This window comes from Brevibacillus sedimenti, from assembly GCF_020923495.1.
In the GTDB taxonomy this organism is placed as follows: Bacteria; Bacillota; Bacilli; order Brevibacillales; family Brevibacillaceae; genus Brevibacillus; species Brevibacillus aydinogluensis.
Genome location: NZ_CP064048.1, coordinates 1625044 through 1650652 on the forward strand (window position 1 = coordinate 1625044; position 25609 = coordinate 1650652).

Sequence of the window (25609 nt, forward strand, 5' to 3'; positions counted from 1 at the left end):
AATTGTGACCTGTATGGCAAAAAAAGGGAGATCCGTCCGGTTATTGACGGTATCTCCCTTTCTTCTTGTTCGCAGCGTACATAAAGTAGCCCATGACGGCGACACAGCCGATGATCAAGGCAAAGACAAACGCATTGTGGGAAAACCATTCGTACAGCGGAGGTCCGACAAGTGACATGGGCTGTCCCTCCTAGGAATAAGTTGGCTCGAGATGTTCGTCGCGGCTGTGGCGGTCGTCCGTTTTTTTGGCGCGCTCTTCGTTGCGGGAAGCTTCCTCGGCCTGGCGGTAGGAGACGTACTCCTTAACAGCCGCTTCGAGCTGTTTGTCTTCGGCCGACAGTTTGGTTTGCTCCTGCTTGGGAGCCGTGCCACTGCGCGGTTTCCCTGCCTGGTTCCTCATGTCCTTTGCTTTGCTGAGCATGTTTTGCATTCCGGCGCCGCAGCTGTTGACACCCATCGCGTACAGCATCGGACAAAAGCGGGTGACGCCTTCTGCCACCTTCATGGCTGACAGCGCCATTAACAGCCAGGGAGTGCGGTACGGGCGGCGGCTCATCCTGCCGACGCCGTAGGCCAGCCCCAACAGGCCGACAGTGATGCGGATCAGAGCATCCACGGTTCCGACGTTTTTTTGCATGGTTGTTCCTCCTGTCCTAACAGTTCCTGTTGGTAGTGTGTGCCGGGCGGAAAAAATCACGCGAGGGAATTGTTGTTAACAGAGGGGTTGGATACAGGAGTCCGGCAGGCGAACGGAGAAGTGTACACAGGAAGTGAGCGAGCGTTCGCTAGGAAACGGCTGCTCTGGCAGAGGATTCTCTATCCGTGCGCCAAACAGGGAAAGGAGTGCATACCATGCGAGTCCGTCCGATCAACGAAAAGGCTTACCTGCATCTGTTACGGGTGGCGAAGCGGCAGGCCCCTGCCGACATGTGGATCAAGGGAGCGCGGGTGCTGCAGGTGTATACCAAGGAATGGCGGGAGGTGAATGTCGTCGTCGCCGGAGAGCGGATCGCCTATGTGGGGGAAAAGGAGCCGGAGGTGGCCGAACATACGGTTGTGGTAGACGCAGCCGGGATGTACGCGGTGCCGGGGTACATGGAGCCGCACGCCCATCCGTTTCAGTGGTACAATCCGTTCTCGCTGGCCGACTTCGCACTGGAGCGGGGAACGACAACCCTGGTGTCTGACACGATGATGCTGATGAGCCTGCCGTTTGCGCAGGTGGCACAGATCATGGAGCGGCTGTCGGCCCATCCGGTCAAGCAGTTTTTCTGGGGTCGGCTCGATCCGCAGCGGAGGCGGTCACATGCAGAGCCGCCGTTTGACCGGGCAGGGCTGGCGCGAATGCTGGAGCATCCGCTGGTCGTCCAGGGCGGGGAACTGACCGACTGGCAAGGCGTGTTGAACGAAGACGAGACCCTGCTGTTTGGACTCAAGCACGCCCGCGATCTTGGCAAACGGATCGAAGGACACCATCCGGGAGCGTCGGTGGAGACCCTGAACACAGCGGCTGCCGCCGGGATCACCGCCTGCCACGAGAGCATCACGGCGGAGGAGTTGTTGCGCCGCCTGCAGTTGGGGATGTATGTCGCACTGCGCCACTCCTCCATCCGGCCGGACCTGCCGGAATTGGTTCGCGGCTGGCTGGAGATGGGACTGCCCTGGTCGCCCCGCATGATGCTGACATCGGACGGCAGCACGCCGCCGATGCACCGGCACGGCCTGATGGATTACACGATAAAAGTGGCGATCGAAGCGGGCATGCCGCCGGAAGAGGCCTACGTGATGGCGACGCTCAATCCTGCCGTCTACTACGGCATGGACGCCGAAATCGGGGGGATTGCCCCAGGTCGACTCGCCGACGTTCTGCTGCTTACTCGTCCGGAGGAGCCGACGCCCGAGCTGGTCATCGCCAACGGACGGCGGGCGGCGGAAAAAGGGCGGCTGCTGGTGCCCACGATGCTGCCTCATTGGGAGCAGTACGAGTTTCCGCCCGTCGACCGGCTGGGCAGGGACGTGGGAGCGGACGCGTTTCGACTTCGCCACACGGGCGGACCGCTGCCGGTCCTGCACATGCGCAATGCGGTCATTACCACACTGGAGCGGGAGGAACTGCCGGCAGACCGGGATGGCTGCGTTTCGCTGGAGAACGATCCCGAGCTGGCGGTAATCTGCTGTCTCAATCCTGACCGGGAGCGGCTGACACAGGCGCTGGTAAGGGGATACGGCCGTTCGCTGGAGGCACTGGTCAGCACCTACACGGCCTCCGACGACTGGCTGGTCATCGGGCGCAACCCGGAGGCCATGGCGGAATCGCTGCGGCGCGTCCGGCAGATTGGCGGAGGCGTGGTCATGATCGACGGGGGACGGGTGATCTGCGAATGTCCGCTGCCGCTCGCCGGAAAGTTTTCTCCCGCGCCGATGGACGACGTCATCCGCATGGCGGAATCGCTGACCGACCTGTTGCGGGACAAGGGGTACGCGCATTTGGACCCGCTCTATTCGTTGCTGTTTTTTACCGCCACCCATTTGCCGTATGCCCGGCTTACCGCCGAGGGGATCGTCGATGTGAAGTCGGGGGCCGTTTTGGTGCCGCCCATTCCCCTTCCATGAGGAAAACATGTTTTCGGCAAAGGAATGTCTTCGCAAACATCAATTACTTCACCTTAGTAAAGTATTGATATATTTATTTGGATTTAATACAGCTTCATCTTTACGCTGTTATATGTATAAAAAATATGTTTATTGAAAATACCATTATTCATCTCTTGTAAAATTCCTGATATATTTTACAATTAAGAAAGGCCAGACAGGAACGGTCCTGTGAGACGTTTGGCCCATGTCGGGTATCCTCCCTGGGTGGACGTTTTACGGGCCGCCAAGTGATTTCATGGGTGGCGGTGGACGGGTGGTTCTGATATGATTATGTTAACCTGTCCCGCCGTGGAAGGGGTGCTTTGCTCGAGAAAAGAATACCTGTGACGGAAAAGGGGACGGTTTCATCGTTGTATTCGTCGATCCAAAATGAGCAGCCGGCTCCGGTATCGCAGGATACGTTGCTTAAATAGGGCCAGACATCGCAGACTACCGAACAAGCCTCTTTCAACCCGGGGCGACACTCAGGTGTGCGCCCTTTCTGTTTGAGGAGTTGTCCAGTGCGCGGACAAGCCTTTCGCTGACGGTACGACCGCTCACACATAGACAGCGCGTCAGGCAAAAAAGCAGCGGTTGTCCCGACAGCCGCCGGGCGGCAAGTCGTTTTTTTGATCGCCGAATACAGAAAATTTACAATTACCGCAAGTTTACAAAGGAATGAGGGATGGGAAAGTATGCTGCTCGACATTTTGCCTCAGGTGTTGGTTGACGGCTTGACGCTGGGCTTCATGTACGCCGTCGTTGCGCTCGGCTACACCATGGTGTACGGGATTTTGGAGTTCATCAACTTCGCGCACGGTGAGATTTTCATGGTGGGCGCCTTTGTGGGGACGGAGGTCCTGCTGATTACGGACGCCCTGGGGGCGCTTCAGGGGATGAATCCGTTTGTCGCACTGTTTATAACCCTGCTGATCGCGATGGCCATTACCGGAGCCCTCGGCGTCGGGATTGAGCGGGTAGCCTACCGTCCGTTGCGCGGTGCGCCGCGGCTCGTTCCGCTGATTTCCGCGATCGGCGTGTCGTTCCTGCTGCAGGACCTCGTCCGGTTTACGGAAGCGATTGCCCGCAACGAATTTTATCTGAACAGTCCCATTCTTTTTTCAGGTTCCATCCCGTTGGGCAGCATCGCCGCGATTCCGACGAAGGCGTTGATCGTCATCGTGCTCGCCATTGTGATGATGATATCGCTGACCTTGTTCATCAACAAGACCAAGTGGGGTATCGCCATGCGGGCTGTTGCGCAGGACCAGTCAACAGCGTCGCTGATGACCATTAACGTGGACAAAGTCATTATGCTTACCTTTTTGATCGGTTCCAGCCTGGGCGGCGCAACCGGGGTACTGTTCGCGCAGAACTACGGCACGATTGACCCCTACATCGGCTTTATTCTCGGTCTCAAGGCGTTTACCGCAGCCGTTCTCGGCGGTATCGGCAACATCCGCGGCGCGATGGTGGGCGGTGTTCTGCTTGGCTTGCTGGAGTCCCTGTCCGGCGCGTACATGGGTCCGCTGACCGGCGGAGCGTTTGGCGCCGAGTACAAAGACGTGTTTGCGTTCAGCATTTTGATTCTCGTGCTTCTGTTCAAACCGGAAGGCCTGTTTGGCGAAGCCGTAAAAGAGAAAGTGTAGGTGAAACGCATGGCAAACATGGTATGGAAGTCGTTCAAAGGGATTCCGCTTCCGGTTACGCTGATTTGGATCGCTGGCTTTTCGGCCGCACTGCACTTCTTGGACAAATCGGTCATCGCGTTTCTGGGAATCTTGTCCTCCATTGTTTTGATCTACTACACCAACGCCTCCAGCAAGGTCCGCATGCTCATCGGAGCACTGGTGCTGCTGGTCATCATTCCGCTGGTGGCGGGGGACAACCGCTACTACATGGAAGTGGCTTCGCAGGTGGGCATCTACGTGGCCATGGCGCTCGGCCTGAACATCGTGGTCGGATTTGCCGGACTGCTTGACCTCGGCTACGTCGCCTTTTTCGCCGCCGGTGCGTACGCGTACGCGATTTTTTCCACGTCCCAGGCCAACCAGTTCATCCCCGGCGACCTGTTTCCGCTGTCGGGCGAGTGGTTCTGGCCGTTCCTCATCGTCGGCTTGATCGTGGCGGCAATCTTCGGGATATTGCTCGGTCTGCCGGTCTTGCGGGTAAAAGGGGACTACCTGGCCATTGTTACCCTGGGATTTGGCGAAATTATTCGGATTATTTTCAATAACCTGGACAAACCCATCAACATCACCAACGGCCCGCAGGGGATCACTCCGATCCCGCAGCCGGAATTGTTGGGAATGAAGATGGGCACGCCGTTCCACTTCTATTTTATCGTGTTAGTCGTCATCGCCTTTATCGTCCTGGCCAACTTCCGCTTTGAAAACTCGCGCATCGGCCGAGCCTGGATCGCGGTGCGGGAAGACGAACTGGCGGCCCAGTCCATGGGCATCTCCCTGCTGAACACCAAGCTGGCCGCGTTTGCCACGGGCGCTTCCTTCGCCGGTGTGGTCGGCGTCATCTTTGCCGCCAAGCAGACGTTTATCGATCCGACCTCGTTTACGCTGATGGAGTCGATCGGGATTCTCGTCATGGTCATCCTCGGCGGCAGCGGAAGCATCCCTGGCGTGGTATTGGGGGCGGCATTCGTCACGGTGCTGCAGGTGCAGCTGCTGAAAGAGCTCTCCAATTTCCTCCACTCGCTGCAACAGGCGGGCGTCATCAATCTGCCGAACCAGTTGGATCCGTCCAAGTTCCAGCGGTTGATCTTTGGCATCATGTTGATCCTCGTGGCGCTCTACCGTCCCAACGGTTTGATTCCGGCGAAGCGCAAGAAGACCGATCTCGACGCCATCCGGACAAGCAAATTGGGCGAAAACCGTCTGGGGATCCTGAGCAGGCTGGCGAAAGGCAAGCTGTCGCAGGGCAACCAGTCGTAGCGTACAAGGAGGGAGCATCATTATGGCACTGTTGGAAGCAATCGGCTTGACAAAGCGCTTCGGCGGTCTGGTCGCCAATCAGGACGTCACCGTCAAGATTGAGAAGGGGACGATTACGGCGGTCATTGGACCGAACGGGGCCGGGAAAACCACGTTTTTCAACATGATCACCGGCTTTTACGAGCCGGACGAGGGCGATGTCCTGCTGGACGGGAAAAGCATCAAGGGACTGCGGCCGGACCAGATTGCCGAGCGGGGCATCACCCGCACGTTCCAAAACATCCGCTTGTTCAAGCAGATGACCGCCTTGGAAAACGTGATGGTGGGTACGCACAGCCGGCTGACGGCAGGACTCTTGGGCATCCTGTTCAACGTCAAGCGGGTGCGCGAAGAGGAAGAGCGGGCCCGCGTCGAGGCCTATCAACTCCTGGAATACGTCGGGATCGCCCACGTCGCCAACGAAGAGGCCGGCAGTCTGCCGTACGGCTTGCAGCGCCGCCTGGAGATCGCCCGCGCGCTGGCGACCAATCCGCAAATCATTCTGCTGGACGAGCCGGCGGCGGGGATGAATCCGCGCGAAACGGCAGAGATGACGGAGTTTATCCGCCGGCTGAAAAACGAACTGGAACTGACCATCATCCTGATTGAACACGACATGAAGCTGGTCATGGGCCTGAGCGAATACATCCACGTGTTGGATTACGGACGCAAAATCGCCGAGGGAACGCCGGAGCAAATCCGCAACAATCCCAGAGTCATCGAGGCGTACCTGGGCAAAAGCGCGTCGGAAGTGTCGTAAGCGGGGGAGGAATCACAGATGGCATTGTTGGAACTGCATAACGTACACACCTATTACGGCGGCATCCACGCGTTAAAGGGGCTGAGCATCCAGGTCAACCAAGGGGAAGTGGTGACGCTGATCGGCTCCAACGGGGCAGGCAAGTCGACCACGCTGAAGACGATCTGCGGCCAGACGCGCGCACGGGAAGGCAAAATCCTCTTTGACGGCAAGGACATCACCCAAATGCGCACGCATGAAATCGCCCTGCTGGGTATCGCCCACGTGCCGGAGGGGCGGCGCATTTTCCCCAAGCTGACCGTGCGGGAGAACCTGGAGATGGGCGCCTTCTCCGTAACGGACAAGAATCTGATCGAGGAAGGAATTGAGCGGGCATTTCGCTACTTTCCCCGGCTGAAAGAGCGGATCAACCAAAAGGGCGGCACGATGTCCGGCGGGGAGCAGCAGATGCTGGCCATCGCACGCGGCCTGATGATGAAGCCGAAGATTTTGATGCTGGACGAGCCGTCCATGGGGCTGGCGCCGATTCTGGTCGAACAGATTTTTGACATCATCACGGAGCTGAATAAGGAGGGCATGACGATCCTGCTCGTGGAGCAAAACGCCAACCAGGCGCTCTCCGTGGCCCATCGCGGCTACGTCATCCAGACGGGAGAGATCATCCTGCAGGATGAGGCGGCCACCCTGCTGGCAAACCCGCAGGTGCGGGAAGCGTACCTTGCATAGAAGTGAAGCACCGATGGAGTCTAATGACTCCATCGGTGTTTTTTGTAACGAAATGGAAATTTCTTCGTCTCCTCGTATAGACGCACAGGTTTGCAGGACGATTCGACATCAGAGTTGGAACGTACCTCTCTGCAAACGATGTGAGTCGTGAGGAATATGGCTGTTCCAAAAACGGTCCACGCGAAAGGGTGCATGCCGATGATGTACCAAAAAACCGTCATGTTGTCTGTGATAGCCGCTGCCAGTGTCGCTGCCGGCGGATACCTTTACGTAAATGCCAATCAACCTGCATCCGACCAGGCAACTCAATGGCAAGCAAACGTTCACGGGGCTGAACAAAAGGAGAAGGCGGGAACTGCGGTAGATGTAAGAGGAGATGTTAATGAGAGTTTTTCCAGTATCGAACAGTTGAAGGACAACTCTCAATTGATTGCAGAGGTTGAAATTGAAAAGGCGGACAGCTTCCAATACAAACACGTTGTGTTTACGTTGAGTGAAGCGAAACTGCTGCATGTCTATAAAGGAGAGGTCCAAAACGGAGAAACCGTCAAGATTCTCGAAACCGGCGGATATAAGGATGGAAAGGAATACACGTTTGAAGGGAACAAGGCATTTACGGAAAAGGAGACGGCGATTGTCTTTTTGGAAAAGTACGAAGGGCCGATTGCTGATGACGCTTATGTAATAGCGGGAGTGTATCAAGGGAAATTTGTAACAGACGGTCAGACAGTACAACCGCCCAATGGCGTAGAAAAGGGGCTGCAGGTAAAAACCATGGAAGAGTTGGGCTTGGAATAGCATGGTATCAGGCGGCCAGCCAGGTGAATACTGGTTGGCCTTGTCGGTGGAGGAGATGGATGCGGGGCTGCGGCTGCTATACGGAGTGTAAAAGCCGTACATGCACTCCTGCATTTGACAGAACTTACTGACAAGCGTAGAGTATAGCAGTGTATGGAGGGGGAAGCGAGTGAACTCTGCGCGCACGTTGTTTGTCACAGGCATGATTCAAATTATCCCGGTCGCCGCCGCAGGGATCGTGGACGGGCTTGTGTTTGGCATCCTCGCCCGGCAGGCAGGTCTCGGCATCGCGGAAGCCTTGCTGTTTTCACTCCTCGTCAACGCAGGGTCGTCGCAGTTTGCCGCCGTCGGCCTGATCTCGCAGGGGATTGTGGGCTGGCCCATTCTGGTCTCCGCGGCTTTGCTGAACGCCCGTCACCTGCTGTACGGCCTGTCGCTCGGGCCCCACTTTCGCGGGACGCCACCGTGGAAGCTGTCGTTGATGGCGGCTGGCCTGAACGACGAGACGTACGCCCTGACATCCACCTATCTGGCGTCCGGCCAAAAGCCCAGCCTCTCCTTTTTTGCCGGTGCGAGCGCGGTCGACTATCTGATCTGGAACGCCAGCACGCTGGCCGGCGCCTGGTTTGGCGCGGTGTTTACGGAAACGGAGGCGTACGGCCTGGACTTTGCGTTTGTGGCCACGTTCCTTGGCTTTCTCGCAATTAATCTGCTCTCCCCGTTTCATGTGAAGGTGGCGGCCGGCGCTGCGGCTGTCGCCTGCCTCGCGTACTGGGGAGGCGGCGGGACGGCGGCGGTGATTGCCGGAACGCTGACGGCAGTGGTGATGGGAGCGGTGATCCGTGAACGATAAGGTGCTGCTGATCATTGTCTTGATGGCCGTGATTACCTATCTGACGCGGTTTCCCATGCTGCTGATCAGCTCGCGCTGGGAGATCCCCGACTGGCTCCGGCGCGGACTGGCCATGGTCCCGGTGGGGGTGTTCAGTTCGCTGACCGTGCCGCCCATTCTCTTTTATGGGAAAGACGGGCAGTGGAGTCCGGAGTACCTCGCGGCGGGGGTGGTTTCACTCGCCGTCGGCCTGTGGAGAAAGCAGGTCGTCTGGGCGCTGTTGGCCGGGGTGGGGGCGATTGTGCTGTGGCGGGCCCTTTTCTGAAGATCGGGAAGAGCGTGTAAAAAAAGGCGAGCTTGCGCATCAATGCAGGCTCGCCAGTTGTTTTTTGCCGGCGTACAGCGCCATCATGCTGAACAGAACGGCCAGCGCGCCCGCGTAAAACGGGACGTGCGGCGAGTACCACTCGGCCAGCTTGCCCGCCAGCCAGGGCGCGATCGCGCCGCCGACAAAACGGACGAAGCTGTAGGCGGAAGACGCGACGGCACGCTCCACCGGCGCGACGTCCATCACCGATGCGGTCAGGACGGTGTTGATAATGCCCAAAATCGCGCCGGCCAGGACGATAGCCAGCACCAGCGTCACTTGCGACGATACGCCCAATCCCATGGCCGTCAGGTCTGCGGACAACAGCAGCAGCATGGCGAACAGCGTGGGGACGGACCCGCAGCGCTCCTGCAGTTTCGGCGCCACGATCACCGAGGTGATGGCGAGCATCACGCCCCAGAAGAAAAACACGTATCCCAGGCTGTGTTCGTCCATGTGCAGCACAAACGGAGAAAACGCCAGCAGCGTAAAAAACCCGAAGTTGTACAGAAGCGCCGTCAGCGCCATGGTAAACAGGCCGCGGTGCCGCAACGCGCGGAACGGATCAAGGAGCGAGCTGCGCCGCTTCGGCTTGGGCACGTCGCTGAGCAGTACGAAGACAGCAAGCAGCGCGATCGCCATCAGCACGGCGACGCCGAAAAACGGCCCGCGCCAACTGATGCCCCCGAGCAGCCCGCCAAGCAGCGGCCCCACGGACATCCCCAGACCGATGGCCGCTTCGTACAGGACGATCGCTCCCGCCGTGCCGCCGCTGGCCACGCTGACAATCACCGCCAGGGCGGTGGAGATGAAAAAGGCGTTGCCCATTCCCCAGCCGGCGCGGAACCAGACGATTTGCATCACCGAGTCGGACATGCCGCCGAGAAAGGAAAACAGGATGATGCCGGCCAGGCCGACCAGGAGCGTCGCCTTGGGTCCGATCCGGCTGGAGACCCATCCTGTGACCAGCATGGTCAAGCCGGTCATCAGCATGTAGCTGGTGAACAACAGGGATACTTCACTGGGCGTGGCATTCAGTTGGCTCGCAATCGCGGGCAGGATCGGGTCGACCAATCCGATCCCCATGAAAGCGACCACACAGGCAAACGCGACAGCCCAGGCTGATTTTGGCTGCTGCATGATGATGCGCCAGGCATGCGCGTGACTTTCCATTAGGAATCCTCCTTTTTGATTTCGATTTCTGTCTGCAGTTCCTGTTTTTTTCTGGCAATGCGGGTCAGCTTCTCATCGTAGTCGGCCAGCAGCTCCGAGAGTTTGTTCAGTTTGTCCTGCAGGAAGCCGCGCTTGGCCAGGAGCGTCCGTTCCAGTTCGGTCAGCAGGTTCAGCTTATCTTCGGTGGACACTTCCTGGTAATAGCCCTGCTTCAACAGCTCGTATTTGTGGGACAGGTCCATCATGTCCTTGATTTCCTGCAGCGACGCTCCCAACAGGTCGCGGGTGTTTTTGACGTGCAGGATGTGGGCGATGTCCTCGTCCGTGTACATGCGGTATCCGCTCTCCGTTCGCCCGGACGGATTGACCAGCCCTAATTCCTCGTAATAGCGAAGCGCTCTTTTCGTAAGGCCGGTTTTTTTGGCTGCCTCCTCAATGCGGTACAACGGGCTCCCTCCCATACGCGTGTGTAATGGCACGACGACAAACAGACAAGGTTTATGATACAAAACGGTAACGTTAACGTAAACGTTATTGTTTTCCGCTTATATGGGCCAGCCGCGTGCACAAAAAAGCCCGGACCAGACCAAATGGCTGATCCGGGCACAGCATCGGCAGTGCTCACGGACGGTACCCCAATTCTGCAGACATCTCTCGCACGGTCTCCAGCAGTTCCCTGAGGATCGCATCCTTCTGGGGAAGAACGCGGTCGGACGGGCCGATCACGCTGACCGATGCGGCTACTTCACCGGTGGAATCAAACAGCGGCGCCGCCATCCCGGTAACGCCCACGTTGCGCCGGTCGGAGCTGAATTCGTAGCCCCGTTCCCTGATCTCCTGCAGCGCCCGCTTGATCTCGTCGGCTGACGTGTACGAGTAGGGCGTGTATGTCCGGATTCCCTCCGCCAGCACCTCGTCCTGAAACGATTCCGGTTTGTAGGCCAACAGCACGCGGGACGCGGAGGTGGAATAAAGGGGGAAGCGGCGGTGCGTCTCGACCGTAAAGCGGATCGGGTGAGGCGAATCCACCTTGGTGACGTAGATGGCGTCGGTGACGTCCTGCAGGCACAGCACGACCAGCTCCTGCGTGCGAGATACCAGGCGGTTGATATAGGGAGCGGCAAAGTCGACGATGTCGTGGTTTTTCAGCACCTTGTTGCCCAGCTCCAGCAGCGTGTAGCCGAGTGTGTACTGCCTGGTTTTTTCGTTTTGGCGGATAAATCCTTCCGCCTCCAGCGTCGCCAGCAGCTTGTGCACCGCTCCCTTGGAGAGCTGCAGCCGCTTGCTCAATTCCGTCACGCCGAGCTCCTTGGGCGCGTCGAGGAAGATTTTCAAGAGCCGGCAGCTGTTGCGTACGGAAGACAGAAAATGATCCATGGATACGACTCCTCCAAAGCTCACATTTAGAATTAGTCTACCATAACCGGGAAGACTTTACGGTTCGAAAAGAGATAATCATCCCTTTACTCAGACTACCTTGAATTGTCAGTCTCCTTTATGATAGTATATCACTATAGTTCTCGAATAGGAAACTGTGTTTTCTATTCGTGAACGATTTGCCAATAAACATACACATAGCGGGGGATGAACACGTGAAGAAACAGGCATTATCGGTACTGTCCATTCTTGCTTTAACCGGTTCATTGCTCGCCGGCTGTGGGTCTTCCGCCGGGCAGTCAACCGCGTCCGGCCAGCCTGTGGGGCAGGGCGGCAGCCAGGCACAGGCGCAGTTGGAGGACACGCTGGTCGTGGCGGGCAACGGCGCCACCGTCGAACAGCTAATGAAAGACGAGATTTTCAAGAAGTTCAACGAGAAGTACCCGAACGTGAAGCTGACCTACGTCTCCGGCGTCTCGACCGATATCGTGGCCAAGGTAAAAGCGCAGAAAAACGCGCCGCAGATCGACGTCACCATCGTCGAGGGAGGCGAACAGGAAAAAGGGCGCCAGGAAGGGCTGTGGGAGGCGCTTTCCGAGACGGACATTCCCAACATGAAAAACGTTCCGCAGGACCTGCGCGTCGCGGAAAACAGCGGAGTAACCGTCAACTTTACGCCGATGGGCATCTCGTACAACGCGGAGCTCGTCAAGGAAAAAGGCCTGCCGGTGCCCAAGTCATGGAACGACTTGACCAGACCGGAAGTGAAGGGCTATATAACAATGACCGACGTGGCCAGCAACTTCGGCCGCTCCACGATGATCATGCTGGCCTACGCCAACGGCGGTTCGGAGAAAAACATCGAGCCCGGCTTTGAAAAAATGAAAACGATTGCGAGCTACATGCCGACGTTTGCCAAGAGCGCGGCCCAACTCCAACAAAACCTGCAAAACAAAAGTGCAGCCTACACCACCTGGACGATGGCCCGCAGCCTGACGCAAAAAGAGACGGGCCTGCCGTTGGAATTCGTCTTCCCGGAAGAGGGCGGAAACATCGTGCCGAACGTCGCCACGCTGGTCAAAGGGGCCAAGCACCCCAACGCCGCCAAAGCGTTTATCGACTTCCTGCTGAGCGACGAGGTGCAGATCATGTACGCGACCAAGCTCTACTACAACCCGGCCACGGCCGTGAAGCTGCCGGAAGACGTGGCCAAGCAGTTGGAGTTTGACCGCAGTAAAGTGGTGAACTTCGACTACGACACGATCAGCAAGGAAATGTCCGCGTGGCTCGATCGCTTCAACAAAGAGATCGCGCCGCTGACAGGAAAGTAGGTGTCCCTTTGAGCAAGGTAATTGACGTCGAACTGTGCAACATCATGAAGAAGTTCCAGAATAACGTCGTGGTTCGGGATTTCAACCTGCAGGTGGAGCAGGGAGAGTTTGTCTCGTTTCTCGGGCCGTCCGGCTGCGGCAAGACGACCACGCTGAACATGATCGCCGGATTTCTGGACCCGGACGAAGGGGAGCTCTTGATCAAAGGGCGGCGCATGAACGGCGTCCCCCCTTACAAGCGCGAACTGGGCATGGTGTTTCAAACCTATTCGCTGTTTCCGCACATGACGGTGGCGGAAAACGTCGCCTACGGGCTGAAGCTGCGCAAGGTGGGCAAAGCCGAGATGCAGGAGCGGGTGAAGCGGGTGCTGGAATTGGTCAAGCTGCCGCATGTGGCCGACCGCTATCCCAAGCAGTTGTCCGGCGGTCAGCGGCAGCGGATTGCGATCGCCCGCGCACTGGTGATCGAGCCGTCGCTGCTTCTTTTGGACGAGCCGCTCAGCAACCTGGACGCCAAGCTGCGCGAAGAACTGCGCGACGAACTGAAGCGGCTGCACCAGGAGATCGGCGTGACCACCATTTTCGTTACCCATGACCAGGAAGAAGCGCTCTCTTTGTCGGATCGAATCGTCGTGCTGAACCACGGCCGCGTCGAGCAGATCGGCACGCCTGAGGAGATCTACAACCGTCCCGCCTCCGAGTTCGTCCACACCTTCATCGGCAAGACCAATCGCCTGGAAGGAGTCGTACTCGCTCAGGACGGAGAGAGTCTCACCGTGAAAACGATGGGCGGCCTCATCGTCAGGGCGGCCCGGCAGCAGCGGGTGTTTGTTCCTGGCGAAAGAGTGGCGATGTTTGTGCGGCCGGAAAAAATCCGAATGGCGGACGGAGCGGCAGCGAGTGAGGTCAATCACGTCAGCGGCCAGTTGATGATTGCCTCATTTTTGGGCGCCTTTACCGAGTGCGAGGTGAAGGTGGGAGGTCATACCCTGTCCGTTAAGGTGCAGATGGACGGGCAGGGGATGCCGCTTACCCCCGGCAGGGCGGTCAACTGCCGCTGGGAGAGCGAAGACGTGCTGGTCATGCCGGCGGAGAGGGGATAGCCGATGAGCAAGCGTATCTCCATTCTGCTGCTGACGGCGCCGAGCATGATCGTGCTCCTGGGCGTGTTTCTGATTCCGATGCTGCTGATGCTCCTGTTGAGTTTTCAGGACGACACGCAGGCGTTCAGCTTGCAAAACTACCTGTTGTTCATCCAGGACCCATTTTACCTGGAGATTCTGTGGCGGACCATCCGCATCAGCCTCTGGACGGTGCTGTGCACGCTCCTGCTCGGCTTTCCCGTGGCCATGTTCATGGCGCAGGCTTCAGGCCGGATGCGGGGCGTCGTCACCATACTGATTCTGGCGCCGCATCTGATCAGCGTGGTGATCCGCAACTTCGGCTGGGTGGTTGTACTCGGTGAAAAGGGCTGGATCAACGAAACGCTGCTGAGGCTGGGCGTGATCGACCAACCGCTGCGCCTGATGTACAACGAGCTGGGCGTGGTCATTGGCCTGACCGATTCATTTATCGCCTACATGGTGCTGGCGATCGCCACCAGCCTGTATGCGATTGATCCGTCGCTGTCCAAGGCGGCGTCCATTTTGGGAGCGTCTCGCTTGCGGACGTTTTTCACCGTGACGCTGCCGCTCACCCTGCCGGGTATTATCGCCGGTACGACACTGGTGTTCAGCTTGTCGATGAGCGCGTTTGTGACGCCGGCGCTGATGGGGGGCACCTCTGTGAAAGTAATGCCGGTCATCGCCTACGAACAGATTATGTCGACGCTCAACTGGCCGCTGGGAGCGGCACTGTCCTTCCTGCTGCTGGGCAGCACGATCCTGCTGGTCACTCTGTACACGCGGTTGATTGAAACCAAGCGATACAAAGAGGTGTTTGCGTCATGAAAAAGCTGAACGGGTTCGGACTGATCACCTTCTTTGTGCTGCTTCTGGTCAACCTGCCGTTTCTGGTTATCATCCCCAGCTCGTTTACCGCGGCCGGATACCTGTCGTTTCCGCCGGATGGCTTTTCCTGGCAGTGGTACGACAAGATTCTGGATCGGCCGGAGTTTATCGAGTCGTTCTGGTTCAGCCTGCAGCTTGCCGCGATTACGGCCGTGCTGGCGACGCTGATCGGCACGTTGGCGGCCTTTGCCTTGAGCAAGTACAAATTCCGCGGCAGCGGGGTCATCAACGGCCTGCTGCTGTCGCCGCTGACCGTGCCGTCGCTGATCATCGGGATCGCCGCGCTGCTGTTCTTTACGCGGATCGGCATTGCCGGCACGTTTACCGGCCTGCTCCTGGCCCACACGCTGATCTCCATTCCGTACGTGGTGCGGCTGGTGCTGACCGGCCTCAGCACGTTCGACTACACCCTGGAAAAGGCGGGCTACATGCTGGGAGCCCGGCCGCTGCGGGTGTTTTGGGACGTCACACTGCCGCTTTTGCGGCCGGCCATCGTGTCGGGTATGATCTTTTCGTTTCTGACCTCGTTTGACAACGTGACGGTGTCGCTCTTCTTGGTGGCGCCCGACACGACAACGCTGCCGCTGGCTATTTTCACCTACATGCAGGAGACGCTGGACCCGCTGGTGGCCTCCATCTCCGCGGTCGTCATCCTACTCAGCCTGGTGTTTATCGTCCTGCTGGAAAAGGTGTACGGGCTGGAGCGCCTGTTTGGACTCAATTCCCAATCCCATTAAGGAAGAGGCACGATGTCAATTCACTCGTATTTGCAACAACATCACCAACACCTGATCCAGCTCTTGGAAGCCTGCGTCAACATGGATTCCCCCTCACGCGACAAGGAGGCGGGGGATCGGATGGCGGAGTGGTTTGCCCGCTGCTTCGAGGAACTGACCGGAGGCAGGGCGGAGCGAATCCCCAACAGCGTCTACGGCGACCAGGTCCGCTGCGTGCTGGGAAGCGGCAGCAGACAAGTCCTGTTGATTGGCCACTACGACACGGTCTGGCCGCGAGGGGAAGCAGCCCGTCGTCCGTTTTTCATCCGGGAGGGAAAAGCATACGGCCCGGGCGTCTACGACATGAAGGCGGGCGTGCTGCAGGCGATGTTTGCGCTGCGCTCGCTGGCGGAGCTGAACCGTCTGCCGGCTGACAAGCAGGTGGTGCTTTTGCTCAACAGCGACGAAGAAATCGGCAGCCCTACCTCGCGGGCACTCGTCGAACGGGAGGCGTCCCGTTCCCTGGCCGGCTTCGTGCTGGAGCCGCCGATGGAGCCGGACGGCGCGCTGAAGACGTGGCGCAAAGGCAGCGCCCACTTTACTCTGCACGTCCACGGCGTTTCCGCCCACGCCGGGGTGGACCACGACAAAGGAGTGTCGGCGATTGAGGAGCTGTCCCGGCTGGTGCAGTACCTGCACGGACTGACCGACTATGCGAGCGGGACGACCGTCAACGTGGGGCTGGTCAAAGGGGGAATCGGCTCCAATGTGGTGGCCGATTACGCCGAAGCAGAAGTGGACGTCCGGGTGAGGACGCTGGAGGAAGCGCGGCGAATTGAGCGGCTGTTTGCGGGACTGACGCCCAGCCTGTCCGGCGCGCGGCTGACGGTGTCCGGCGGCATCCGCCGTCCGCCGATGGAACGGACGGAGCAGGTCGCCGCCCTGTTTGCCCTGGCCCGGAAGATTGGGGCAGAGGAGTTGGGTATGTCGCTGCGGGAGTCGGGCACCGGCGGCGTCAGCGACGGAAACTTCGCCGCCGCCTGCGGTCTCCCTACCCTTGACGGGCTGGGGGCAAAAGGCGGGTTTGCCCACTCGCCGGAGGAATTTGTGGAGCTGGACGAGATTCCCAGACGCGCTGCCCTGCTGGCTCGGTTGATCGAAGAGGTGTAGCACATGTCGAGGAACAAGCCTGTTTGTTGATGGACAACCCTTTTGCGCAGCGTCTGCCGGCTATGTCAGGCTGCGAGCGCAAAGGGGTATTTTGCTGTGTGCAAGCCGACAGAGGCAAAAAAAATGCGCCTGCTGTGCGCAGGCGCCGGAAAGCGGGTTATTGTCCCGCTTCGCCGATAAACTCGGCTTTCTCTTTGCCGAACTTGTAGATATACACCTGGGAGTGCTTGTTGTCTCCCTTTTCGTCAAAGCTCACTTTGGTAAACAAACCGTTGAATTCGCTTGTGGCGCGGATGGCGTTCATCACCTGTTCGCGCGTCGGCTTTTTGCCGCCGTTTTCCTTGATCGCCTGCTCGATGCCGTTCAGAGCGACCAGGGTTGCGTCATAGGCAAACGGAGAAAATGCGCCCGGTTCCTTGTTGAATGCCGATTTGAACCGTTCCACCCACTTCTTGCCTTCCTCCTGGGAGCGGATGTCGCTGACCACGGTTGCGTAGACGATGCCTTCTGCGGCAGGTCCGGCGATTTTGTACATGTCGTTCGACTCCAGCCCTTCACCGCCCATGAATTGGCCCGTGTAGCCCTTCTCGCGGGCCTGCTTGGCGATGATTCCCAGCTCGGCGTACATGCCGCCGTAGAAGACGAGGTCGGGCTTGTGTGCCACCAGTTGGTTCACGATTGCGCTGTAGTCTTTTTCGCCGGGGTTGATGCCTTCATAGGCCACCTCTTTCACACCCAGCTCTTTGAACGCCTTGCGCACCTCATCGGCCAGCCCCTGTCCGTACGCGGTCTTGTCGTGGGCGATGTAGACGGTGGTAATGCCCATCTTTTCCTTGGCGTATTTGGCTGCTGCCGGCGCGATCTGGTCGTTGCGCGCCACCAGGCGGTTTACGCTCTTTTTGCCTGCTTCCGTCAGTTCAACGCCGGTGTTGGCCGGAGAGATCATCGCAAGTTTGCCTTCCTCGTACTTGACGGACGAGGGGATGGCGACACCGGTGTTGTAGTGGCCGATCACGGCGTATACATCCGGGTCGGCGATCAGCATTTCCGCATTGGAGACGCCGATTTTCGGGTCTGCCTGGTCGTCCTGCGGGAAGAGCTGCAGGTCAAAGCCCAGCTTTTTGAAGTCTTCCATGCGGTCCTGGACGGCCAACTGCGCCCCCAGCTTGATCCCGTCGCCCTCCAGCGACTGCGTGCCGGACAGCGGGCTTTGCGTGGCGATTTTGATAACGTTGGAGCCGGCGTTTCCGCCGCTGCCTTCATTGCCTCCCGAAGAAGTGGAATTGCCCCCGCCGCAGCCAGCAACGAGCGAACCTGCCAGCAATCCGGCAAGCAACAAGCGAACGGTTTGTGATTTCATGACGTAACCCCCATATCATTTGTGAGAAATATATTTTTCTCTAACATATCAGGATATAGCATATACGTCAATGAATATTCCGTATTGTGTGAAAATGGAAATTGTTTTGGACATAAACGGTCGGCGCGCAGCAAAAAAGTCCCGGGATGACCGGGACTTCAATTCATTCCGGAAGTCTATTTTCTGTCAACCGGCAGCGTCACCGTAAAACAGGGGCCGTCCGCCTCATTTCGCACGGAAATGCTTCCGCCGTGGGCTTCGAAGACGGCGCGGGCGATGGCCAGACCGAGGCCGTGCTTGCCCGATTTGCCTTTGCGAAAACGCTGGAACAGATGGGGCAGCAGGGCTTCCTCGATGGGCGGCCCGTCATTGGAGATGGTGACGGTCACCGTATCGCCCGTCTGGGTACCGGTGATCGTCAGCCGGCTGTTTGCGTAGCGGAGTTGATTTTCCAGGATGTTGACGAACGCCGTGCTGAGCTGTTCGCCGTCTCCTTCCAGCACCAGCGCAGCAGGCAGGCGCAGTTCCCAGTTGACGGCCGGGTTGAGCACAGAGAGGCGCTGCTGCAGGAGGCTGAACATTTCCGCCAAATCGACGCGCCCCATCTGCATCATCTGGGAGACCGACTCGATCTTCGTCAGGTAGAGGAGCTGACCCACTACCTTTTCCAGCCGCTTGCTCTCTTCCATGATGATCTCCAGCCCTTTTTCCGCCTGCGGGCCTTTAAACACGCCTTCCAGCAGGCCGTGGGCATACCCCTGTATCGCCATGATCGGTGTCTTCAACTCGTGCGAGATGTTTTGGATAAAGTGGCGCTGCGACTCGTCGTATTCCTTCAGTTGGCTTTTCATCGACTCAAACGAGCGGGCCAGCTGGCCAATCTCGTCCTCCCGGTCCATCGTCAGCGGGATGTCGAACTGCCGGCGGGCAATCTTTTGGCACGACTCGTCCAAGGTACGCAGCGGTTTGCTCAGATAGCGGCTGAACCAGACAGCCAACAGCCAGCTCACCAGCAGCAGAATAATGAAGATGATCATAAACTGGCGGGTCAAGAGCGCATTGATCTGGTTCAGTTCCCGCTCCTTGGAGAAGAGGACGAGGTAGTAGGGAAAGCCGTGGTAATCCATCAGCTTGCTGACAAACAGGTAGTCCTCCCCGCCCCGTTCGAGCGTGCCGTGCTGCAGTCGGTTCCGGGGAAAGGAGGACGCCCCCCTGAACAGGTCGACTGTGTCCTCGTAGGAGAGATTGTCTGTCAAGCGCTTGCCCAGCACATGGCCGTCCGCGGAAAAGACGATCATGTCAAACGAGTATTCATAGCGCGACAGGAGCAATTGCAAAAAGTAGGGAGCGGCCGCGGGAACGGGGAGCAGCTCGTTGTGCTCGTTGAAGGCGATGTGTTCCGACAGGGTGTAGAACTCTTCCTCCAAAAGGGCATACGTGTTGTTGACCAGATAATGCTTGACGGCAAAGGGATAGACGATGCCCACGCCGATCCCCAGCACGCTGGTCAGCAGCATGAACAAGATCAATATCTGCCGGGAGAGCGGCAGGTTTTTCAAACGGAATTTATTCATCATGGGATTCATCACGGCCGGGTCAAACGGTAGCCGAAGCCATAGACGGTCTCCAGCGGGAATTTGGGCATTTTTTTGCGGATGCGTTTGACCAGGTCATCCACCGCCCGGTCCGATCCGATGTAATCCTCTCCCCAGATGGCCGTCAAGATTTGTTCCCGGTTCAGGGCAAGCCCCTGGTTGTGCAGGAGGTAGATGATCAGTTCAAACTCCTTGGTGGTCAACTCGATCAGGTTGTCCCCTTCCTTGACCAGCCGGCCTTTCTCCGAAATCAGGTACGGCCCTACCGCGACCCAATCCTGGTACGCCTGCGGCTGGGCTGCTGCGAGGACTGGCCCTTTTTCGTACGTGCGCTGCAGCAATTTTTGCACCCGGATGACCAGTTCCCTGGGCAAAAACGGTTTGGCCAGATAGTCGTCGCTGCCCAGCTCCAGCCCGATGATTTTGTCGATGTCCTGATCCCGGGCGGAGATGAAAATGATCGGCACGTCCGATTTGCTGCGTATCAACCGCAGGAGCTCGTATCCGTCAATGTCGGGCAGCATGATGTCCAAAATCCAGATGTGGGGCTGTTCCGGCTCGTCCAGCACCGGCAGCACGTCGGCCCCGCTGGAAAACGCCCTGACCCGGAAACCGGCGCTTTCCAGGTAGGACTGCAAAAGCCCCAGCAGATTGGTTTCGTCGTCCACGAGATAGACGAGGTAGGGAGTCTGCATGGTTCATTCCTCGCTTTGCCTCAGTCGTTTGGTAACATTGTAGCACAGCGCCGTTGGTGATGTGTGGGAGGGGCGTATGAGAATCGTGCAAAACGTGTGGAAGCAGGATTCTCCTGTCACGCGCAGAAAAGAGAGGAAGGCAATGAGAAAACTGGAAAGGAGCGCTCCCATGCGAAGACGCACACCATTCATGTTGACGCTGCTGACTCTGGCGCTGCTCACGGCGTGTACCGGAAAACCGGGCGACACCACGCCCCAGCCGGAGCAACCGCCCGCTCCCCATGTAGAAACACCTCCGACCGAACAGCCGAAATACGCTTACACCGCCCCGTTTACCGGTCTGGGAAGCCCGGTGAAGCTGGAACAGCGGCCGATCATGGTGATGATCAACAACGCGCCGGCTGCGCGTCCGCAGTCCGGGTTGAATCAGGCAGACCTGGTGTACGAGGTGCTGGCGGAGGGGGAAATGACCCGTTTTCTCGCTGTCTTTCACAGCCAGCGGCCGGACGTGATCGGCCCGGTACGCAGCATTCGCCAGTATTTTATCGAGATTGGCGTCGGCCTGGACGCCGTGCTCGTACACGCGGGCGGCAGCCCGGAAGCACTGGCGACGCTGGCACGTTCCGACTACAGTCATCTGGACGAGATTCCCAACGGCCGTTATTTTTGGCGGGAAACGTTTCGCAACCCGCCGCATAATCTCTACACCAAGCCCGACCTGATCGAGCAGGCGATCCGCGACAAGGGCATGCGGACGAACAGCGATCTGCCGCGGATGTCCTTTTTGCCGGCTGATGCTGAGATTACCGGGGGAGAGCCGGCCAGTCAGATCGACATCACGTTCCATCGCCTGAACAAGGCAGCTTTTCAGTACGACAATGAAAAGAAAAAATACCTGCGTCTGACCGACGGCAAGCCGCACCTCGACCTGACAACCGGCGAGCAGTTATCCGCCACCAACGTGCTGGTTATCGCCGCCCGACACCGCGTGCTGGACAAGGAAGGACGGCGCCAGGTGGATGTAGTCGGCCCGGGTGACGGCTATCTGTTTGAACAGGGAATGGCGCGCAAGATCAAGTGGAAGCGGCAGGGCGGCATCATTCGCGCGTATGAGGACGCGGCCATGACCAAGGAACTGCCGCTGCTGCCGGGCAACACGTGGGTGGAGATCGTCCCCAACGCACCATCGCTGTCCCACTATGTGAAATACCAATAAGGGCTTGCGAAGTGGCGCCATATCTTCTAAGATTAGAATAGCCTTAGGGCTTTAGTGCTTGAAAATTTTACAGTGAAAAACATTCCCTGCGAAATGATGGGGTGATTGTGATGCAATTGGAAAAATTGAAAGGCAAAGGGATCGAGCAGCTTTTTGAAGCGATTCTCTCCCTGGAAACCATCGAGGAGTGCTATCGCTTTTTCGACGATCTCTGTACCGTGAACGAAATGCAGTCGCTGGCGCAGCGCCTGGAAGTGGCCCGCATGCTGCGCAAGGGGTACACGTACAACCAGATCGAAGCGGAGACAGGAGCGAGCACGGCGACCATCTCCCGTGTGAAGCGCTGTCTGAACTACGGCAACGACGGCTACCAACTGGCGCTGGAGCGGATCGGCAAGTAGAGTGGGAGGCAGACATCGGTGATTGACTATCGTGGCTGGCGCCATACCTTCAAACTGGACCCGGACAAAACGATTGGCGACGAGGCATTGGAAGCGTTGTGCGAGTCGGGGACGGATGCGATCATCGTCGGCGGCACCTATGGCGTGACGTACGACAACACGCTGGAGTTGATGGCACGGGTCCGCCGCTACGCGGTCCCGGCCGTGTTGGAAATCTCCTCGCTGGATGCGGTAGTGCCCGGCTTTGACGCCTATTTCATACCACTGGTGCTCAACGCGGGCGATCCGGACTGGATCTTTGCGCCGCATGTCTCCGGCCTGAAGGCGTACGGTTCCTACATCCACTGGGAAGAGATCTTCACGGAAGGCTACCTGATCGCCAACCCCGAGGCTAGCGTGGCGCAGTTGACCAAGGCCCGCCCAATCGCAGACAGCGACGAGGCCAAAGCATATGCCCAGGTGGCGGCAAACATTTGCCGCCTGCCCATCGTCTATGTGGAGTACAGCGGCACCTACGGCGACCCGGAACTGGTCCGGGCGTGCCGGGCGGGAGCCGAAGGGGCGCATCTGTTTTACGGCGGCGGCATCCGCACACCGCAGCAGGCGGCGGAGATGGCGGCGATCGCCGACACGGTCGTGGTGGGCAACGTGATCTACGACGACTTGCAGGCGGCGCTCGCGACGGTTGCCGCTGTCAAAGGCGTGCAGAAGCAGCGGTAAGGGAAAAGGAGACTCATTGATGAGTCTCCTTTCAGTTTGTAGACAAAGTCCATGGCGCATGGGTGATCGGGCCCGCTCGCTCTCTTGACGCCCAGCAAAGAAGTGGATGATGTCCGCTCCAAGACGTGACGCGGGCAGGGGGCAAACATCTGGGTGTTTCGACGAAGTGAGACTTGTGCCCCCTGTTTTTCCCGCGTCTTTCGTTTTTCCGCTGGGCAGGTCGTCAAAGGAGCTCATCGTAACCCGCTCGGTCTATTTCAAAGTCCAGTGACCCTTCGACAAATCGGTAACCGCCCGCCAATACTTCCGGAATCTCTGCAAACAGGCCCAACTGGTCCTGGAATGCGGACAAATCGGCAATGACCAGGCTCTTTTGTTGGTAGTAATGGGATTCCATATCCGGACGATCCGTTCGTTGATAGACAAGGTAAGCCGTTCCTGGCGAAAATTGCTTTTCCGGTTCGACCAATTCCTGATCAGCCTTTGTCATCGCGGTCTGCATGCGCTCTTCCTTGCCGACGATCCGGGCCTGTTCGATTTTGTACGAGAAACGTCCGCTCACCATCTCCTTTTTTTGCCTTCTCGATGAAATCTGTCATCTCGTTGCCTCCTTCCTCCCATTTATTAGATAGCCGGACTCGCGAAATGGTTTTTTATTTCACCTGAAAATGTGGAAAAAATTCCAATAATCAACAAACTTTTGTGTTACGATGTTGGTAAACGGCAAACGGCCAAAATCTGTGTGTTTCCATTGGGGAAGTGCCGATTATGAACTAGACAAAATGCCGTCCGGCACCAAAAAAAGGGCGCCCGTATTCCGTGGGGCGACCCTTTGTCTGCTTTGCCCGACGCCGGGTGTGGCAGATGGCGCTTATCTGCGATGGCTGGAGGGCACATAATCCGGAAAGTCGGTAATGATGCCGTCAACGCCCGCAATCAGCAGCGGATTCACCTCGGCCCGTTTGCGCACGGTCCAGGCGAAGACCTGCATGCCGCGTTCGTGGATGCGGTCGGTCAGATCGGCGGTCACCAGATTGCGGCTGGGGTTCACGTAGTTGGCGTAGGTCGCAAACTCGTCCAGCATCGCGTCTGTCAAATGACTCGCCTTGTTGGTCAGCACACCGATCGGTATGTCCGGCAGGAGCTTGTGAAACCGTTTCAGCGATTCAAAATGGAAGGACTGCACGATAACCTTTGCGCTGCGTGCCTTATCCATGCCGCGCTTCTGCAGGGCGTCGGCCACCTTGCTTTCTACACCGGGATACAGCTCCGGCGACTTCAGCTCGATCAGGATGCCGATTTTGCCGCGGAATTCGTCCAGCACCTGGTCAAGGGTAGGGATCGGTTCCCCGGCAAAGGCGGAGTGGAAGAAACGGCCCGCATCCAGCCTGAGCATCTCCTTGAGGGTGAGGGCGCCTACGCGGCCGGTGCCGTTGGTCGTCCGATCGACCGTATTGTCGTGGATGACCACGAGATGACCGTCCTTGCTGACGTGCACGTCAAGCTCGATGTAATCCGCCTTCATCTCCACCGCCTTGCGAAACGCGGCCATGGTGTTCTCCGGTGCGTAGCCGGAAGCCCCCCGGTGTGCGATCGTTTCCGTCCGGTGGTACGAAAAATCGGATGCGACGGTCAAAACGGCAGCCGGCTGAAGCAGCGCCGTCAACAGGGTGGCGGACAAGGTGATTCCCGTGCGAAACATGCGCATCTCCTCCCTAGATTATCAGTATGTGAATGTGCGGGTCTTTGGTTGCAGGGGGAAGAAATGTATCGCCCATTCTGTTCACACACGAATCCGTAATCGTGTGTGCATGATCCAAAGAGTTGCCGGAAAGGAAGGTAGCAAATGAGACCTGTTGCGCGAAGTCGGTTGCGGCTGGCGGCGGGAGTGTGCTTCTACCGCCTGAAACGGTACGCAGAGTGGCTGCTGGGGGGAAAGCAGTATTCGCGTGAAAAGCAAAGCGAACTCTTGCCCCATCTGCACATCCGTCATCAGACGCCGCTCCTGCGTCGGCTCAAGAATGTGGACATGTGGATGCAGCACAACAAAATCATCAATCTGCGCCTGGCTGCCGAACGGCTGAACGGGGTGATCGTTCGTCCCGGGGAAACCTTTTCCTATTGGCTTGGCGGCTGATCGGCAAGCCGACGCGTAGGAAAGGGTACGTGGAGGGCATGCTGTTGTCACACGGCCGCGTCATATCCGGTGTGGGGGGAGGACTGTGCCAGCTGTCCAACCTTGTATACTGGATGACCCTGCACACTCCGCTGACGGTCACGGAGCGGCATCGGCACGGCTATGACGTGTTTCCCGACGCCAACCGGACCCAGCCGTTCGGCAGCGGGGCCACCTGTTTTTACAACTACCTCGATCTGCAAATCGCCAACCAGACTCAGCAATCGTTCCAGCTGCACGTGTTTCTCACCGACACTCACCTCGTCGGCGAGTGGAGAGCCGAATACCCTCCCACGCGGCGGTACGAAGTGTACGAAAAGGAGCATGCCATTACCCCGGCCATCTGGGGAGGCTACGAGCGAACCAATGTCCTGCACCGCCGGGTGTACACGCTGGACGGAGAATGGCTCGATGACGAATTTATCGCGGAAAATCGCGCGATGATGATGTACGAACCGCTGCTGTCGTCCCAGCAATCCCGCTGACAGCGATGCGAGGGGACGTTATGGACTGCCGGTGATATTGGATGCGCCATGAAAAGGACCGCCGCTGCTCCTGCGCGGGTA

General features: G+C 58.2%; 26 protein-coding genes and 1 pseudogene. 17 read left to right on the forward strand and 10 right to left on the reverse strand.

Annotated elements, in window-relative coordinates; all coding sequences use genetic code 11:
• Positions 1-40: 40 nt before the first annotated feature.
• Both IRT44_RS08015 and IRT44_RS08020 read right to left on the reverse strand, forming a co-directional pair.
• Positions 41-178 carry an EYxxD motif small membrane protein gene (locus tag IRT44_RS08015; RefSeq protein ID WP_171565271.1) on the reverse strand — a complete coding sequence of 46 codons (138 nt, stop codon included), beginning with the start codon at positions 176-178 and terminating at the stop codon, positions 41-43.
• Positions 179-190: 12 nt separating this feature from the next.
• On the reverse strand, positions 191-637 hold the full coding sequence (locus IRT44_RS08020; protein WP_171565270.1) for a YgaP family membrane protein: 447 nt from the start codon (positions 635-637) through the stop codon (positions 191-193).
• A 215-nt stretch (positions 638-852) separates the two neighbouring features.
• On the opposite strand from IRT44_RS08020, the gene IRT44_RS08025 reads away from it, so the two are divergent.
• The 8 genes from IRT44_RS08025 (at position 853) to IRT44_RS08060 (ending at position 9062) form a co-directional block, all read left to right on the forward strand.
• Positions 853-2613: an adenine deaminase C-terminal domain-containing protein gene (locus tag IRT44_RS08025; RefSeq protein WP_230077712.1), complete on the forward strand. Its 1761-nt coding sequence runs from the start codon at positions 853-855 to the stop codon at positions 2611-2613.
• A gap of 716 nt (positions 2614-3329) precedes the next feature.
• Positions 3330-4283 (forward strand): branched-chain amino acid ABC transporter permease, encoded by a 954-nt coding sequence (locus IRT44_RS08030; RefSeq protein WP_230077713.1) that lies wholly within the window; start codon positions 3330-3332, stop codon positions 4281-4283.
• Positions 4284-4292: 9 nt separating this feature from the next.
• A complete protein-coding gene (locus IRT44_RS08035; RefSeq protein WP_230077714.1) occupies positions 4293-5582 on the forward strand; it encodes a branched-chain amino acid ABC transporter permease in 1290 nt (429 codons plus the stop codon).
• A gap of 22 nt (positions 5583-5604) precedes the next feature.
• Positions 5605-6381: an ABC transporter ATP-binding protein gene (locus IRT44_RS08040; RefSeq protein WP_171565266.1), complete on the forward strand. Its 777-nt coding sequence runs from the start codon at positions 5605-5607 to the stop codon at positions 6379-6381.
• An 18-nt stretch (positions 6382-6399) separates the two neighbouring features.
• Positions 6400-7107, forward strand: coding sequence for an ABC transporter ATP-binding protein (locus tag IRT44_RS08045; protein WP_171565265.1), 708 nt, complete (start codon positions 6400-6402; stop codon positions 7105-7107).
• A 198-nt stretch (positions 7108-7305) separates the two neighbouring features.
• Positions 7306-7905 carry a hypothetical protein gene (locus IRT44_RS08050; RefSeq protein WP_230077715.1) on the forward strand — a complete coding sequence of 200 codons (600 nt, stop codon included), beginning with the start codon at positions 7306-7308 and terminating at the stop codon, positions 7903-7905.
• A 169-nt stretch (positions 7906-8074) separates the two neighbouring features.
• Positions 8075-8758, forward strand: coding sequence for an AzlC family ABC transporter permease (locus tag IRT44_RS08055; protein WP_230077716.1), 684 nt, complete (start codon positions 8075-8077; stop codon positions 8756-8758).
• A complete protein-coding gene (locus IRT44_RS08060) occupies positions 8748-9062 on the forward strand; it encodes an AzlD domain-containing protein (RefSeq protein ID WP_230077717.1) in 315 nt (104 codons plus the stop codon). Before IRT44_RS08055 ends, IRT44_RS08060 begins: the two co-directional genes overlap by 11 nt.
• 39 nt (positions 9063-9101) lie before the next feature.
• On the opposite strand, the gene IRT44_RS08065 is transcribed toward IRT44_RS08060, so the two are convergent.
• The 3 genes from IRT44_RS08065 to IRT44_RS08075 all read right to left on the reverse strand — a co-directional run bounded on the left by IRT44_RS08065 (position 9102) and on the right by IRT44_RS08075 (position 11654).
• Positions 9102-10277 (reverse strand): MFS transporter, encoded by a 1176-nt coding sequence (locus tag IRT44_RS08065; RefSeq protein ID WP_230077718.1) that lies wholly within the window; start codon positions 10275-10277, stop codon positions 9102-9104.
• Entirely contained in the window at positions 10277-10723 is a 447-nt protein-coding gene (locus IRT44_RS08070; RefSeq protein WP_212132197.1) for a MerR family transcriptional regulator, read from the reverse strand. The genes IRT44_RS08065 and IRT44_RS08070 overlap by 1 nt, the downstream gene beginning before the upstream one ends.
• A gap of 175 nt (positions 10724-10898) precedes the next feature.
• Positions 10899-11654, reverse strand: coding sequence for an IclR family transcriptional regulator (locus IRT44_RS08075; protein WP_171565260.1), 756 nt, complete (start codon positions 11652-11654; stop codon positions 10899-10901).
• 215 nt (positions 11655-11869) lie between these two features.
• Here IRT44_RS08075 and IRT44_RS08080 point away from each other — a divergent pair, with 215 nt between their 5' ends.
• From IRT44_RS08080 to IRT44_RS08100, 5 genes are read left to right on the forward strand one after another with little or no spacing between them, the layout of a single operon-like run.
• The gene (locus tag IRT44_RS08080; RefSeq protein ID WP_212132195.1) at positions 11870-12985 is read left to right on the forward strand and encodes an ABC transporter substrate-binding protein; all 1116 of its coding nucleotides are present in this window, start codon (positions 11870-11872) and stop codon (positions 12983-12985) included.
• Between the two features lie 8 nt (positions 12986-12993).
• The gene (locus IRT44_RS08085) at positions 12994-14088 is read left to right on the forward strand and encodes an ABC transporter ATP-binding protein (protein ID WP_230077719.1); all 1095 of its coding nucleotides are present in this window, start codon (positions 12994-12996) and stop codon (positions 14086-14088) included.
• 3 nt (positions 14089-14091) lie between these two features.
• On the forward strand, positions 14092-14934 hold the full coding sequence (locus IRT44_RS08090) for an ABC transporter permease (RefSeq protein WP_212132191.1): 843 nt from the start codon (positions 14092-14094) through the stop codon (positions 14932-14934).
• Positions 14931-15731 (forward strand): ABC transporter permease, encoded by an 801-nt coding sequence (locus IRT44_RS08095; RefSeq protein WP_171565256.1) that lies wholly within the window; start codon positions 14931-14933, stop codon positions 15729-15731. The genes IRT44_RS08090 and IRT44_RS08095 overlap by 4 nt, the downstream gene beginning before the upstream one ends.
• A 12-nt stretch (positions 15732-15743) precedes the next feature.
• Positions 15744-16880, forward strand: a complete 1137-nt coding sequence (locus IRT44_RS08100; protein ID WP_212132189.1) for a M20 family metallopeptidase — start codon at positions 15744-15746, stop codon at positions 16878-16880.
• Positions 16881-17037: 157 nt separating this feature from the next.
• Here IRT44_RS08100 and IRT44_RS08105 read toward each other — a convergent pair whose 3' ends face one another.
• The 3 genes from IRT44_RS08105 to IRT44_RS08115 form a co-directional block, all read right to left on the reverse strand.
• Complete coding sequence (locus IRT44_RS08105; RefSeq protein WP_212132187.1) at positions 17038-18240, reverse strand: branched-chain amino acid ABC transporter substrate-binding protein; 1203 nt, start codon at positions 18238-18240, stop codon at positions 17038-17040.
• Positions 18241-18416: 176 nt separating this feature from the next.
• Positions 18417-19814: a sensor histidine kinase gene (locus IRT44_RS08110; protein ID WP_212132186.1), complete on the reverse strand. Its 1398-nt coding sequence runs from the start codon at positions 19812-19814 to the stop codon at positions 18417-18419.
• Between the two features lie 11 nt (positions 19815-19825).
• Complete coding sequence (locus IRT44_RS08115; protein WP_171565253.1) at positions 19826-20530, reverse strand: response regulator transcription factor; 705 nt, start codon at positions 20528-20530, stop codon at positions 19826-19828.
• 169 nt (positions 20531-20699) lie between these two features.
• Between IRT44_RS08115 and IRT44_RS08120 the strand changes: the two genes are divergently transcribed.
• The 3 genes from IRT44_RS08120 (at position 20700) to IRT44_RS08130 (ending at position 22867) form a co-directional block, all read left to right on the forward strand.
• Positions 20700-21746 carry a DUF3048 domain-containing protein gene (locus IRT44_RS08120; RefSeq protein WP_230077721.1) on the forward strand — a complete coding sequence of 349 codons (1047 nt, stop codon included), beginning with the start codon at positions 20700-20702 and terminating at the stop codon, positions 21744-21746.
• A gap of 110 nt (positions 21747-21856) precedes the next feature.
• On the forward strand, positions 21857-22147 hold the full coding sequence (locus IRT44_RS08125) for a YerC/YecD family TrpR-related protein (RefSeq protein ID WP_029100795.1): 291 nt from the start codon (positions 21857-21859) through the stop codon (positions 22145-22147).
• An 18-nt stretch (positions 22148-22165) separates the two neighbouring features.
• Positions 22166-22867 (forward strand): heptaprenylglyceryl phosphate synthase, encoded by a 702-nt coding sequence (locus tag IRT44_RS08130; RefSeq protein ID WP_171565251.1) that lies wholly within the window; start codon positions 22166-22168, stop codon positions 22865-22867.
• A 223-nt stretch (positions 22868-23090) separates the two neighbouring features.
• On the opposite strand, the gene IRT44_RS08135 is transcribed toward IRT44_RS08130, so the two are convergent.
• Entirely contained in the window at positions 23091-23432 is a 342-nt protein-coding gene (locus tag IRT44_RS08135; protein WP_230077722.1) for a hypothetical protein, read from the reverse strand.
• A 306-nt stretch (positions 23433-23738) separates the two neighbouring features.
• Positions 23739-24569, reverse strand: coding sequence for a glycerophosphodiester phosphodiesterase (locus IRT44_RS08140; protein WP_171565249.1), 831 nt, complete (start codon positions 24567-24569; stop codon positions 23739-23741).
• Between the two features lie 144 nt (positions 24570-24713).
• Here IRT44_RS08140 and IRT44_RS08145 point away from each other — a divergent pair.
• Positions 24714-25528 (forward strand): annotated as a pseudogene (locus tag IRT44_RS08145) (VanW family protein).
• Positions 25529-25609 lie beyond the last annotated feature (81 nt).

Excerpts from the sequence above, each read along its gene's own strand:
- IRT44_RS08015 (WP_171565271.1), bottom strand. The coding sequence starts at position 178 with ATGTCACTTGTCGGACCTCCGCTGTACGAATGGTTTTCCCACAATGCG.
- IRT44_RS08020 (WP_171565270.1), bottom strand. The coding sequence starts at position 637 with ATGCAAAAAAACGTCGGAACCGTGGATGCTCTGATCCGCATCACTGTC.
- IRT44_RS08025 (WP_230077712.1), top strand. The coding sequence starts at position 853 with ATGCGAGTCCGTCCGATCAACGAAAAGGCTTACCTGCATCTGTTACGG.
- IRT44_RS08030 (WP_230077713.1), top strand. The coding sequence starts at position 3,330 with ATGCTGCTCGACATTTTGCCTCAGGTGTTGGTTGACGGCTTGACGCTG.
- IRT44_RS08035 (WP_230077714.1), top strand. The coding sequence starts at position 4,293 with ATGGCAAACATGGTATGGAAGTCGTTCAAAGGGATTCCGCTTCCGGTT.
- IRT44_RS08040 (WP_171565266.1), top strand. The coding sequence starts at position 5,605 with ATGGCACTGTTGGAAGCAATCGGCTTGACAAAGCGCTTCGGCGGTCTG.
- IRT44_RS08045 (WP_171565265.1), top strand. The coding sequence starts at position 6,400 with ATGGCATTGTTGGAACTGCATAACGTACACACCTATTACGGCGGCATC.
- IRT44_RS08050 (WP_230077715.1), top strand. The coding sequence starts at position 7,306 with ATGATGTACCAAAAAACCGTCATGTTGTCTGTGATAGCCGCTGCCAGT.
- IRT44_RS08065 (WP_230077718.1), bottom strand. The coding sequence starts at position 10,277 with ATGGAAAGTCACGCGCATGCCTGGCGCATCATCATGCAGCAGCCAAAA.
- IRT44_RS08075 (WP_171565260.1), bottom strand. The coding sequence starts at position 11,654 with ATGGATCATTTTCTGTCTTCCGTACGCAACAGCTGCCGGCTCTTGAAA.
- IRT44_RS08090 (WP_212132191.1), top strand. The coding sequence starts at position 14,092 with ATGAGCAAGCGTATCTCCATTCTGCTGCTGACGGCGCCGAGCATGATC.
- IRT44_RS08095 (WP_171565256.1), top strand. The coding sequence starts at position 14,931 with ATGAAAAAGCTGAACGGGTTCGGACTGATCACCTTCTTTGTGCTGCTT.
- IRT44_RS08100 (WP_212132189.1), top strand. The coding sequence starts at position 15,744 with ATGTCAATTCACTCGTATTTGCAACAACATCACCAACACCTGATCCAG.
- IRT44_RS08105 (WP_212132187.1), bottom strand. The coding sequence starts at position 18,240 with ATGAAATCACAAACCGTTCGCTTGTTGCTTGCCGGATTGCTGGCAGGT.
- IRT44_RS08110 (WP_212132186.1), bottom strand. The coding sequence starts at position 19,814 with ATGAATAAATTCCGTTTGAAAAACCTGCCGCTCTCCCGGCAGATATTG.
- IRT44_RS08115 (WP_171565253.1), bottom strand. The coding sequence starts at position 20,530 with ATGCAGACTCCCTACCTCGTCTATCTCGTGGACGACGAAACCAATCTG.
- IRT44_RS08120 (WP_230077721.1), top strand. The coding sequence starts at position 20,700 with ATGCGAAGACGCACACCATTCATGTTGACGCTGCTGACTCTGGCGCTG.
- IRT44_RS08125 (WP_029100795.1), top strand. The coding sequence starts at position 21,857 with ATGCAATTGGAAAAATTGAAAGGCAAAGGGATCGAGCAGCTTTTTGAA.
- IRT44_RS08135 (WP_230077722.1), bottom strand. The coding sequence starts at position 23,432 with ATGGTGAGCGGACGTTTCTCGTACAAAATCGAACAGGCCCGGATCGTC.
- IRT44_RS08140 (WP_171565249.1), bottom strand. The coding sequence starts at position 24,569 with ATGTTTCGCACGGGAATCACCTTGTCCGCCACCCTGTTGACGGCGCTG.